Genomic DNA, 13383 nt, shown 5'->3' on the forward strand with positions numbered 1-13383 from the left:
TTTAGACAACTATAACTACCATATAAGATATTCAGGATTATTCAGATACAAAAAACAGATAAGAGAGATGAGGAAAAATACTTTATTCATAGTGGGATATTTTTTATTGATATTTCAAATCTATTCTCAGAACAATATTACTCCACAGAATACAATAAAGATAGAAAGAGGTGAATCCAAAGAGTCGATAATCTATAAAGCTGCACATGTTGTTCCAACTGCAAATCAGCTGGATGCATTAAGAAATGAATTTATTGCCTTTATTCATTTTGGTCCCAATACATTTACAAGAATGGAGTGGGGCAACGGTATGGAAGATCCTGCAGTTTTTGATCTGAAAACCGTTGATACAGACCAGTGGTGCCGCTCCATGAAAGATGCAGGTATGAAGATGGTTATTCTTACTGTAAAGCATCATGATGGTTTTGTATTATGGCAAAGCCGATATACTGATCATGGGATAATGTCGACTGGTTTTCAGAATGGAAAAGGGGATATACTTAGAGAACTTTCAAAATCATGTAAGAAATATGGGCTGAAACTGGGTGTTTATCTCTCACCTGCTGATTTATTCCAGATAGAAAATCCAGACGGACTCTATGGCAATCTTAGCAAATACACAAAAAGGACTATACCACGTGAAGTTCCGGGTCGCCCTTTTAAAAATAAAACTAAATTTGAGTTTGTAGTTGATGATTACAACGAATATTTTTTGAATCAATTATTTGAGATACTGACTGAATATGGCGAGATTCATGAGGTTTGGTTTGATGGAGCACATCCCAAAAGAAAAGGGGGACAAACTTACAACTATGCTGCCTGGAGAGAGTTGATTCATACTCTTGCCCCAAAAGCTGTAATATTTGGTCGTGAAGATATCAGATGGTGTGGTAATGAAGCTGGTGGCACAAGAGATACAGAAATTAACGTGGTAGCTTATGAGGTTAATCCTGATACAGCATCTGTTTTTCATGATATGACAGCAGAAGATTTAGGTTCTCGTGAAATTATATATAATGCTAACTATCTACACTATCAGCCGGCAGAAACAAATACTTCTATAAGAGAGGGCTGGTTTTATCGAGATGATACTAATCAAAAGGTAAGAAGTGCTGATGATGTATTTGATATTTACGAACGTTCGGTTGGGGGTAATTCAATTTTCCTCTTGAATATTCCACCAAATCGTGAAGGTGAATTTTCATCCAGAGATATTGAGGTATTAAAAGATGTGGGCAGTCGTATTCGTGAGACTTATGATGTAAACCTATTAGAGGGAGCCAAAGGTCCGATTGAACTGCTTGACGGAAACCAGGATACCTATTTGTTACTGGAAAATGGTGTCGATGAGTTTGTTATAATATTGAATGGGGAAAAGACTATTAATCGTATTATGCTTCAAGAGGCCATAGCAACTCATAGTGAGCGTGTTGAAAAACATGCTGTAGATGCATGGGTAGATAATGAATGGAGAGAGATTGCAGTTGCTTCTAATATTGGATACAAGCGTATATTGAGATTTCCTGAAGTTACAACAAGTAAAATAAGGGTGCGTGTTTTGGAATCAAGATTAACGCCTGCAATTAGTCATATTTCCGCTCATTATTATAAAACCAGACCTCCTCAGCTTGATTTTAGTAGAGATAAAGATGGCGTGGTCACAATCGCCCCAATGCAAACTGTATTCAACTGGAATCCAATAGGAGAAAATGCTGCAGATAATCTGAATACAGGATATGAAGTCTACTACACTCTTGATGGTTCTGAGCCAACTCTGAATTCTGCAAAATATGAATCTCCGCTGAAAGTTGAATATAAAACACTTAAAGCAGCTTCATACATTAACAATGCAAGAGGTGCTGTTCGCAGTGAAGATTTTGGTGTTGTAAAAAGAGACTGGGCGCTGATTGGTGTTAGTAGTCAGGTGAATAACCGACCAGCATTGAATGCATTTGATGCAGTTAAACGAACTTACTGGCAATCTGAAGAGAGTACTGAAAATCCATTTATCTCTCTGGATCTGGGTGAGAAATATCTGTTAAAAGCCTTTACTTATACTCCACAGACTTTTCATTCTAATGGTATGATGGCAAGTGGCGAAATTCAGATAAGTGAAAATGGTACAACCTGGGATACAGTTGAGAAGTTTGAGTTTGGTAATCTTATAAATGACCCTACACCACGCACACACTATTTTGAAAAGCCTGTAACTACAAGATATATACGTTTGTTAGTAACAGGTATTGCAGGGGTTGAAAAGTATGTAACAATTAGTGAAATCGATTTCTTGTAACGAATAATATTATCCAGAATATAATACGTACATATAATAATGAATAAATTATTACACCTGATTATCATTTTATTCTTATGTACAGTTAGTCGAAATCTACTGTCTCAGGAACTTTATAAAGATCCTGACAGAACAACAGATGAAAGAATAGCAGATCTGTTAAGCAGGATGACTACGGAAGAGAAGATAGGTCAGTTGTGTTTTCCCACCGGATGGGAGATGTATAGAAAGATTGACGACCATACTGCTGTTCCCGCTGAAAGTTTTATTGAAAGAATGCAAAAAACTCCCATTGGGGGTTTTTGGGCTACCCTGAGAGCTGATCCATGGACTCAAAAGACGTTGTCAAATGGATTAAACCCCAAACTGTCTGCCAAAGCGCTGAATAGTTTGCAAAGATTTGCTGTAGAAGAGACCAGACTTGGTATTCCTCTATTATTTGCAGAAGAGTGTATGCACGGACACATGGCTATAGGTACAACAGTTTTTCCTACCGGTCTGGGACAAGGCAGTACATGGAACCCTCAACTTATACAGGAAATGGCTGGGGTTATTGCATTGGAAACCAGACTACAGGGCGCACATATCGCTTATGGTCCAATTCTTGACCTGGCAAGAGAGTTGAGATGGTCGAGGGTAGAGGAGACATTTGGAGAGGATCCTGTACTTACGGCAAAACTTGGTGTAGCTTTCGTAAATGGTTTACAGGGAAATGATTTTAAAGATGGAAGACATGTATACTCAACTCCTAAGCATTTTGCTGCTTATGGTATACCTTCTGGAGGACATAATGGACAACAGGCTTTTATTGGAGAAAGAGAACTATTCTCGAATCATTTATTGCCTTTCGGAAAGGTTGCAGAAGCCGGAGTAAAAACAATAATGACATCTTACAACTCTATTGATGGTATACCAGCTACTGCACATAAATATCTATTAAAGGATATATTGAGAGTTGAGTGGGGTTTTGATGGTTTTGTTTTTTCAGATCTTGGCAGTATAGAAGGTATTGCAGGAACTCATCGTGCAGCAAAGTCTGTGAAACATGCAGCAGCTTTGTCTTTGAAAGCAGGTGTTGATGCTGATCTTGGAGGTAATGCGTATAGCAAAAATCTTATTTCTGCTTTGGATGAGGGACTTGTCTCTATGTCGGACATTGATAATGCTGTTGTTAATATATTAAGACTTAAATTTGAAATGGGTCTGTTTGAGAATCCATATGTTGATACCATTAAAGCCTCTCAAAAAGTCAGAAATGAAAAACATATTAAACTGTCAAGAGAGGTTGCAAGACAAGGAATAGTTCTGTTGAAAAACTGCAATAATATATTACCACTGAAAAAAGATATAGGGTCAATTGCTGTGATTGGTCCCAATGCCGATAATATTTATAACCAACTGGGAGATTATACTGCTCCTCAGGAAAGGAGTAATATTGTTACAGTGCTCGACGGAATAAAAAATGCTGTAAATGAAAAAACATCTGTTTACTACACAAAAGGATGTGATATAAGGGATACAACTGAAACCAACATTCAGGAAGCAGTTGATATAGCTAATAAGTCAGATGTAGTTATTCTTGTTGTTGGAGGATCAAGTGCAAGGGATTTTAAAACTGAATATATTGAAACAGGTGCAGCAACTATTACTGGAGCCGTCAATGAGAAGATTTCAGATATGGAATCGGGTGAAGGGTTCGACAGAAGTAGTCTTGACCTGCTGGGTGATCAGGAAAAGCTAATATCAGAAATTGCAAATACCGGAAAACCATTAATTGTCATCTATATTCAGGGTCGCCCCTTAAACATGAATAACGCATCAGAAAAAGCTGCCGCATTGCTTTCTGCATGGTATCCCGGGCAAGAGGGCGGAAATGCTGTTGCAGACATTCTTTTTGGAGATTACAACCCCTCGGGACGATTACCGGTTTCAGTTCCTCGCTCTGTTGGGCAGTTGCCAGTTTATTACTCATTAGGCAGACAGGCTGATTATGTAGAAGAGAGCAGCTCACCCTTATATCCATTTGGTTATGGATTAAGTTATACCAATTTTGAGTATAGTGACTTGGAAGTTAATAATGAAAATAATATTATAAAAGTCAGGTGTACAATCTCAAACATTGGCAACTTTGATGGTGAAGAGGTTGTTCAGCTCTACATACGAGATAATATAAGTACAGTATATACACCTCCGATTCAATTAAAAGACTTTAAGAAGATAAATGTAAAGAAAGGAGAATATGAAACAGTAGAATTTATTCTTTCTTTTGACGATCTTGCATTGTATGATTCTAATATGATGAGGGTAGTTGAACCGGGTGAGTTTTCAATTATGATAGGATCTTCATCAAATAGCATTCATCTGAAAGGTAATTTCACAATAGATTAAAAAAGGTGAACATCATTTGATGCAGAGGAGCATGATATCAAAAATCATAGCATAAAAATCAATAATTGTATACGACATAGGTCTTAATTGAATACTTTTGCTATACTTCTTTGTTTCTTAAATTCATTAATAATGGCAACTATTGTAATAATGCCCAAACAGGGCCAGTCGGTTGAGAGCTGCATAATTACAGAGATAAATAAAAACACAGGTGACGAAGTAAAAGCAGGTGATATTCTTTTTACCTATGAAACTGATAAAGCATCTTTTGAAGAGGTGTCACCAGCTGATGGTGTTGTATTGAAGCTATTCTTTAATGAAGGTGATGAAGTGCCTGTCCTGGAGAATATGATGGTTATTGGGGAAGCTGGAGAAGATATATCAGAACTCGTTAAGAAAAATGAAGTTGTGAATCCTCTATCAGAAGATGTTAATCAAATAGCTGAATCTAGTACAGGAAACATTATTCCTGTTAACCAAAATAAGGAAACTGAGGCTGAGTACTTATCTTTAAATATCTCACCACGTGCAAGAAATCTGATTTCCAGAGAAGCAGTTGAACTAAAAAATATTACAGGAAGTGGTCCCAACGGTAGAATAATTGAAAAGGATGTATTAGAATACTTATCAAATCGTCCTAAGATGACTCCATTGGCAAAACGATTAGCTGCTGATGAAGGCAAGCAGCCAGTACCAGATGGCACAGGTCTGGCCGGTGCTAACAGAGCAGCTGATTTAGTTAGTTCGGAACATATAGATACTGCTAATGATTTCTATGACCGCAAGATATCAAATATGCGCAAAATTATTGCCAAAGCAATGCATAAATCACTGCAAAACTCTGCACAACTAACTCATCACCTGAGTGCAGATGCCCGTCGTATACTCGAATTGCGCAAACAGGTTAAAGAGGCCTATGACAGCAGTACCTTAAAAGCAAATATTACTCTGAACGATATGGTCTGCTTTGCTGTTATTAAAGCATTGAAGAAGTTTCCGGAGGTAAATACTCATTTCCTGGATGATATCAAACGTTATTTTAATAAGGTTCATTTAGGATTAGCAGTTGACACAGACAGAGGATTAATGGTGCCTGTAGTGCGAAATGCAGATGATCTGTCAATTACTGACCTGTCAAACCGTTTTAAAGAAGTTGCAGTTGCATGCAGAAATGGTAATGTTAATCCTGATATATTATCATCTGAAGCAGGAACATTTACAGTGTCAAACCTTGGAAATTACGGGGTTGAGATGTTTACACCTGTAATTAATCTTCCTCAATCAGCAATACTGGGTGTTAATACTATAATTCCCAGACCTAAAGATCTGGGTGACGGAGTTTATGCATTTGTACCTCACATTGGATTGAGTCTGACATATGATCACCGTTCACTTGATGGGGGCGAGGCAACCCGTTTTTTAAAGCAGATTGCAATTGAGATAGAGAATTTAGAACTGATATATTAATATAAACATATATTTAGAATATGATAGATTTACTTATAATTGGAGGGGGACCTGCGGGATATGTAGCTGCAGAAAGAGCAGGTCATGCCGGACTGAAGGTTGTACTTTTTGAAAAATCAGCAATGGGTGGTGTTTGTCTCAACGAAGGTTGTATACCTACAAAAACACTTCTTTATAGTGCTAAGACATATGAAAATGCTCTGCATGGTGATAGTTACGGTGTCTTTGGAGATAATATTCGTTTCGATTATGGAAAAATGTTGTCTCGTAAGAAAAAGGTTGTTCGTAAACTCGTACTAGGTGTAGAGGGCAGCATGAAAAAAAACAATGTGGAGGTTGTTAAAGGTGAAGCAACAATAAAAGGTCGCTCTTCAGAAGGTATAGAAGTTACCTGCAATGATGTGAATTATATAGGTAAAAATCTTCTAATATGCACAGGTTCAGAATCATCTGTTCCACCAATACCTGGATTAAAGGAGGCAGGTGATATAATTGTTACCAATAGAGAAATTCTTGAAATGACGGAGAGACCAGAATCGCTGGTAGTAATTGGAGGTGGAGTTATTGGAATGGAGTTTGCCAGCTTCTTTAATAGCCTGGGAACCAAGGTTACCGTAATTGAAATGCTCCCTGAAATAATTGGCGGCATGGATCCTGAGATTTCAGCAATGTTACGTCAGATATATACAAAGAAAGGTATCGAGTTTAACATTAATTCAAAAGTAGTAAAGGTAGAGGGTAATAAAGTTGTATATGAAAAAGATGGTGCGTCGCATGAAGTAGTGGGTGATAAAATTCTGCTAAGTGTGGGCAGACGACCTGTAACAAAGGGGTTTGGACTGGAAAATCTGAACATCGAATTAGAATATAACGGTATAAAAGTTGACAATAAAATGCGCACTAACGTACCCGGTGTGTTTGCAGCGGGCGATGTGACTGGCTTCTCACTTCTTGCTCATACAGCAAGCAGAGAGGGTGAAGTAGTTGTTAATAATCTTATCGGGAAAACAGATATTATGCGATATAATGCGATTCCGGGTGTAGTTTATACAAACCCTGAAGTTGCAGGAGTTGGCGAGACTGAAGAGTCTGCAAAAGCAAAAAATATTGCATATAAAGTAGCTAAATTACCAATGCTATTCTCTGGTAGGTTTGTCGCTGAAAATGAAGGATTAAACGGTATGTGTAAAGTGCTTATTGGTGAAAAGTATGGTGAAGTGATTGGAGTACATATGCTAGGGAACCCATCTAGTGAAATAATATATGGTGCATGTATGGCAATTGAACAGGAAATGACTCTTAATGAGATGAAAGAGGTTGTTTTCCCACATCCTACTGTAAGCGAAATATTTAAAGAGGTTATTTTCAGCTTCTGATAGTTGATACCTATTGTTATTCCATATGTAATCAATTTGAAAGCATAAAGAAAAAACATGATTCTGTTTGATGAGTTTTTTTCTTTAATGCTTTCTAAATTGTATGAGTTACTTTCTTAAAACACCTATTTTCTATCTTTTTACCGCTATCTGTAATAGAAAAACAATAATTCTTTAAATCAATATACAATGCCTAAAGTACAAACTATAGATCCGAATAAAGTTCGGAGACCGGGTTTTGTGGAGTTCAGACCTATACCTGTTAACCAATATCAGAAAAGTGTATCTGACGAGAGGGGTAATTTCACTAATGATGAATTTCATGCCATATACCATGATATGGTTCTCATACGTGAATTTGAAACAATGCTTAATCTTATTAAAACAAAGGGTGAATATAATGGAACACCTTATAATCACCCGGGACCCGCTCACTTGTCCATCGGTCAGGAATCTGCCGCAGTAGGTATGGCATGGACACTATCAGTTGATGATTTTATATTTGGTAGTCACCGTTCCCATGGTGAAATTCTTGCAAAGGGTATGTCAGCAATTCATAAGCTGGATGATATACAGCTTACTAAAATAATGGAAAACTTCTTTGAAGGGGCTATCTATGAGATAGTGAAGGATGGTTTTGAGGGAACGGTTAAAGAGCTTGCAAGAAGATTTCTGGTCTATGGAACTTTAGCAGAAATATTTGCAAGAAAAACAGGGTTTAACAGAGGATTAGGAGGTTCTATGCACGCCTTCTTTACACCTTTTGGCGTATACCCAAACAATGCAATTGTAGGCGGCTCAGGTGATATAGCCGTGGGTGCTGCTCTTTATAAAAAGGTAAACCGAAAACATGGAATTGTTGTGGCTAATATTGGGGACGCTGCAATGGCCTGCGGACCCGTTTGGGAAGGAATCACCTTTGCTGCAATGGATCAGTTCAGAGAGTTATGGGAAGGTGATATGCAGGGAGGGTTGCCTGTAATAATTAATATCATGAACAATCAGTATGGAATGGGAGGACAAACCTGTGGTGAGACTATGGGTTATGATATTGCTGCTCGTATTGGTGCAGGAGTGAATCCGGATCAGATGCATGCTGAGCGTGTTGATGGGTATAACCCGCTTGCTGTGATAGATGCTTATAAACGTAAACGTAAGGTACTTGAAGATAAAAAGGGACCTGTATTGCTTGACGTACTAACTTATAGGTATAGTGGACATTCACCTTCTGATGCATCTTCTTATCGCACAAAAGAGGAGGTTGAAGCGTGGGAACGACAAGATTGTATAAAGGGGTTCGCACAACAGATGATTGAAGCCGGGGTGTCTTTTCAATCTGACCTGGATAGAATAAATGAAGATATAAGAACTCTGGTAAATGAGATGTTCCTATTATCAATAGATGATAAGATATCGCCAAGAATGGAGAATCCTGATATAATTGGTGATATGATGTTTTCTAATGGTTCAGTTGACTCGTTTTCAGAGAATGAACCGGAGGTACTCTTACCATTAGAAGAGAACCCGAGAGTGAAAAGAATTGCTGGTAAAGAGCGGTTTGCTTTTGATGCAGATGGGAAACCTTTCAGTAAAATGAAGCAATACCAGCTTAGAGATGGCATCTTTGAAGCGATAATAGATCGTTTTTATAAAGATGGATCTTTGATAGCTTATGGAGAGGAGTGTCGTGACTGGGGTGGGGCATTTGCTGTTTATAACGGACTTACGGAGTCGCTGCCTTATCACCGACTGTTTAACTCTCCGATTTCTGAAGCTTCAATTGTGGGTACTGCTATTGGTTATGCTATGTGCGGTGGTAGAGTTATTCCCGAAATAATGTATTGTGATTTTATTGGAAGAGCAGGAGATGAGATCTTTAATCAGCTTCCTAAATGGCAGGCAATGAGTGGTAATGTGCTTAAGATGCCTGTGGTTGTCAGAGTTTCTGTGGGTTCAAAGTACGGAGCACAGCATTCTCAGGATTTGACGTCGTTAGTTGCTCATATACCAGGTATTAAGGTGTGTTTCCCTGCAACACCTTATGATGCGAAAGGACTTATGAATGCTGCTTTGCAGGGTACAGATCCGGTAATATTTTTTGAAAGTCAGCGTATTTATGATATAGGTGAACAGTTTCATAAAAACGGAGTTCCGAAAGAATATTATGAAATTCAGCTTGGTGAACCTGATATAAAGAGATCAGGTGATGATATTACCTTCCTTACTGTGGGATATACACTATATCAGGCACTGAAAGCAGCAGATGTTCTTAAAGAAAAATATGGAATGAGTGCAGAGGTAATAGATGCACGCTCTTTGGTGCCATTTAATTATGAAAAGGTTATTGAGTCAGTAAAAAAAACAGGAAAGATAATCATTGCAGGTGATGCAACTTCAAGAGGTTCTTTTTTAAATGATTTTGCTACTAATATAAGTCAGCTGGCCTTTGATTATCTTGATGCACCTGTATCCGTACTAGGGTCGCGAAACTGGATCACACCGGCACATGAACTGGAAGAGGCTTTTTTTCCACAGCCAAGCTGGTTCCTGGATATGATTCATGAAAGGATTCAACCATTAAAGGGTTATATACCGGGACAGAATTTTACAGATGGGGAATTAATTAAAAGGTCTAAAAAAGGTATATAATATGATTAATGTCAACGCCCATCTACACACTCCGTACTCTTTTAGTGCATTCAGAGATATTGATGATGCTCTTGACAGAGCAGTAGCTGAGAATGTTAAGGTTGTAGGTATTAATGACTTCTATACAGCAAAGGGTTTTGAAAAGTGGAAAGAAGGTTGTTATAAAAGAAAGCTCTATCCATTGTTTGGTATCGAGTTTATAAGTCTTAATCAGGAGGACCAGAATGCTGGTGTTAGGGTTAATGACCCGGCTAACCCCGGGAGAACATATCTGAGTGGTAAGGGCATGAGCTTTCCTTTCAGAATAGCCGAGCCTTTTGCCTCAGAATTGAAAGCAGTAGAGATTGAATCCAACAAACAGGTTGAGGAGATGCTTCACAGACTAAATGATTATCTTAATAATTTGAGTGTTGGTATAGAACTCGACCTCGAGTGGATTAAAGTGAATCTTACTCTGGGGTCTCTTCGTGAAAGACATATTGCAAGAGCGTTGAGGCAAAAAGTTTATGAGAATTGTGATAATGATGAAGGGAAAATATTACTGCTTTTCAGGAAAATATTTAATGGAAGGGAGCTTAGTGCCTCATTGAGTGATATTGCAGGTGTAGAAAATGAAATCAGATCAAGGCTCTTAAAAGCTGGTGGAGCTGCATATGTTCCGGAGGAGCCTTCTGTTTTTTTGCCTTTTCAGAGTGTTTGTGACATTATTCTTGCTGGAGGTGGAATACCAACTTATCCTTTTCTGGCAGATAATGTAAATGGTGAGTATACTGACTTTGAAAGGGATATGGAAGGTGCAGCGGTGCAGCTTAGAGAAAGAGGTATTCATTCAGTTGAGTTTATTACTACACGTAATGATATTAATCTTCTTGAAAAATATACGTGTTATTTTTATGACCAAGGCTTCATTGTAACATTTGGAACAGAGCATAATTCACCTGTCATGGAGCCTCTTATGCTTTTTGCAAGAGATGGTGTACCTCTGACTGACCGTCTGAAGAAAATTAATTTCGAGGGCGCCTGTGTTATAGCTGCACATCAGCATATTGTTGCGCAGGGTCTGGAGGGATATATTGATGAAGAGGGTGAAGCTGATTACAGTAAACGTGATGAGTTCATAAAGCTGGGGGAAGAATTAATAAAAAGTATTGTTCAAGATGAAAGAGATTCATGATCTTATAGAAATTTCTCAGTTTTACGGTAGTGACAAACGATTTGTTATAGCCGGAGGTGGGAATACATCTTATAAAAACGAAGAAAAAATATGGGTGAAGGCAAGTGGGACTTCATTAGCTACAATTACTGAGGAGGGTTTTGCTATTCTTGACAGGACTAAACTTAACTCTATGACCGGAAAAGAGTATAGTAAAGACGAAAAAGAAAGGGAAGATCAGGTGAAAAATGATCTTGCAGAGGCAACGCTGACAAAGGGAAATAGGCCATCGGTGGAGACTTCTTTGCATAATGTAATCGATTTTCCTTTTGTAGTACATTTACATCCTACAGTAGTAAACGGACTTCTATGCTCTGTTAATGTTGAATCTGAACTTAAAAGATTATTCGGTAATAGGGTGTTGTATATTGAATATACAGATCCGGGATATGTGCTTTTTAAAAAGGTAAATGATAAGCTGAAAGAGTACAGACTATTGTATAGTGAGGAGCCAAATGTAATTTGGTTACAAAACCATGGTCTGTTTGTTGCAGCTGATTCAATAGATGAAATAAAATCAATCTACTCCGATATTTTTGAGAAAATTGAATCATTTATTAAAGATCATGTTCCAAATGAGAAAATTGAAATACCAAAAAAGATTGTAGATTTTATCCCGGCTATCAGGATGATGTTGTCGCAAAATGGTTTGAAGACTTTGAAGGTCAGGAATAATAGTCTTATTCAATATTTTGCTGAAAATGAAGAAAATCAGAAGGATATTAATAAACCATTTACACCTGATGAAATTGTTTATTGCAAATCGAACTATTTGTTCATAAACTGTAGCGAAACGACTGAAATATTGACTGAATCTTCAAGATTGATTGATGAGTTTGTCGAAAAGTATGGATATATACCAAAAGTTTTATTGATTAAAGGTGTTGGTCTGGTGGCAGTTGGAGATAACCCAAAGCAATGTGAAGTTGTTCTGGATGTTTTTGAGGATGCAATGAAAGTTGCTTTTATTTCTAAGTCTTTTGGCGGACCAAATCCAATGTTACAGGAACAGATTGATTTTATTGATAATTGGGAGGTTGAGAATTATCGCAGAAGTATAGCAGCTGGTAACTCTTCTGGTAGGGTTGAAAATAGAATAATTATTATAACCGGTGCAGCACAGGGTTTTGGCGAAGGAATTGGTCGATGTTTAATAAAAGAAGGTGCTAATATTGTAATAGCTGACCTAAACGAGGAAAAAGGAAATGAAACGGCAGATGATCTGATACATCTTGCTAAAAGTAATAGCGTTCTATTCGTTAAAACAGACGTTAGTGATATTGACAGTCTGGAAAATCTTATGTTACAAACTGTCTGCAAATTTGGTGGTGTAGACTGCTTTATCAGTAATGCAGGGGTATTAAGGGCAGGAGGATTGGAGGATATGACAAGGGAGAACTTTGATTTTGTTACGAAGATTAATTATAATGCCTATTTCTATTGTACCAAGGTTGTGAGTAAAATTATGAAACTTCAGACTGAATTTGCTAACAGTGACTATTTTGCTGATATTATACAGGTGAATTCTAAATCTGGATTGCAGGGAAGTAAAGCAAATTTTGCATACGCAGGTGGTAAATTTGGTGGAATTGGACTTACGCAGTCATTTGCTTTAGAACTGGCACCTTTTAAAATTAAAGTGAATTCTGTTTGTCCCGGCAATTACTATGAAGGACCTTTATGGAGTGATCCGGAAAATGGCCTTTTCATTCAGTACCTGAATGCTGGTAAGGTGCCCGGGGCTAAAACTATTGAAGATGTAAAGTCGTTTTATCTCTCAAAAGTTCCTATGAAAAAAGGATGTACACCTGAAGATGTAACAAAGGGAATTTTGTATCTGATGGAGCAGACTGGTGAAACTGGTCAGGCGTTGCCTGTCACAGGTGGACAGATTATGTTGAGTTGATTTTTATATTCTGCAATATTAATTTGCCAATAATCCATTGAATGTTTTGAAATAAAAAACTATATTCTTGAATACTGGTAATTGGCCTTAT

Annotated in this window: 7 protein-coding genes; all 7 read left to right on the forward strand. The window is 37.7% G+C overall.

Going from position 1 to position 13383, the window contains the following annotated elements; translation table 11 throughout:
- Nucleotides 1-67: 67 nt before the first annotated feature.
- On the forward strand, nt 68-2293 hold the full coding sequence (locus BN1354_RS01525) for an alpha-L-fucosidase (RefSeq protein WP_053826027.1): 2226 nt from the start codon (nt 68-70) through the stop codon (nt 2291-2293).
- Nucleotides 2294-2332: 39 nt separating this feature from the next.
- A complete protein-coding gene (locus BN1354_RS01530) occupies nt 2333-4681 on the forward strand; it encodes a glycoside hydrolase family 3 N-terminal domain-containing protein (protein ID WP_053826028.1) in 2349 nt (782 codons plus the stop codon).
- Between the two features lie 132 nt (nt 4682-4813).
- Entirely contained in the window at nt 4814-6148 is a 1335-nt protein-coding gene (locus BN1354_RS01535) for a dihydrolipoamide acetyltransferase family protein (RefSeq protein ID WP_053826029.1), read from the forward strand.
- Between the two features lie 20 nt (nt 6149-6168).
- Nucleotides 6169-7524, forward strand: coding sequence for a dihydrolipoyl dehydrogenase (lpdA, locus tag BN1354_RS01540; protein ID WP_053826030.1), 1356 nt, complete (start codon nt 6169-6171; stop codon nt 7522-7524).
- 189 nt (nt 7525-7713) lie between these two features.
- Entirely contained in the window at nt 7714-10173 is a 2460-nt protein-coding gene (locus tag BN1354_RS01545) for an alpha-ketoacid dehydrogenase subunit alpha/beta (protein WP_053826031.1), read from the forward strand.
- A 1-nt stretch (nt 10174) separates the two neighbouring features.
- Entirely contained in the window at nt 10175-11347 is a 1173-nt protein-coding gene (locus tag BN1354_RS01550; protein ID WP_045090016.1) for a PHP domain-containing protein, read from the forward strand.
- Nucleotides 11331-13292 carry an SDR family NAD(P)-dependent oxidoreductase gene (locus BN1354_RS01555; RefSeq protein ID WP_053826032.1) on the forward strand — a complete coding sequence of 654 codons (1962 nt, stop codon included), beginning with the start codon at nt 11331-11333 and terminating at the stop codon, nt 13290-13292. Before BN1354_RS01550 ends, BN1354_RS01555 begins: the two co-directional genes overlap by 17 nt.
- Nucleotides 13293-13383 lie beyond the last annotated feature (91 nt).

It is taken from the genome of Lascolabacillus massiliensis (assembly GCF_001282625.1).
Taxonomy (GTDB): Bacteria; Bacteroidota; Bacteroidia; order Bacteroidales; family Dysgonomonadaceae; genus Proteiniphilum; species Proteiniphilum massiliensis.